Source organism: Paraburkholderia sp. SIMBA_030 (assembly GCF_046535245.1).
Taxonomy (GTDB): Bacteria; Pseudomonadota; Gammaproteobacteria; order Burkholderiales; family Burkholderiaceae; genus Paraburkholderia.
Window position 1 is genome coordinate 1 of record NZ_JAWRXB010001356.1, and the last position, 245, is coordinate 245.

1 protein-coding gene is annotated in these 245 nt (G+C 62.4%); it reads right to left on the minus strand.

Going from position 1 to position 245, the window contains the following annotated elements; genetic code table 11:
* Positions 1 to 2: 2 nt before the first annotated feature.
* A partial coding sequence (locus tag SB772_RS44460; protein ID WP_410839083.1) for a hypothetical protein occupies positions 3 to 245 on the minus strand: 243 nt, incomplete at its 5' end.

The following is a 245-nucleotide window of genomic DNA, read 5'->3' on the forward strand; positions in this document are numbered from 1 at the left end:
GTCTAGAGACTACCGACGTTGACTGTCACGACGGCGGACTTGCAGGCGTCCTGGTTGACGGTGGTGCTGTCGATAAACTTCAGCACACCGGAGCCCACAGAGGTTCCGGTGGAGTTCGCAGCCACCGGGCTGTTGCTTGTCACGGCGGTGACATCGAACCAGGCAGGAAGGCAACCGGCGACGTCGGTGGTCACGTGAGCGGAGAGAGCACCGACCACGGTGCTTGAGGTGGTGGAGTTGTCCGC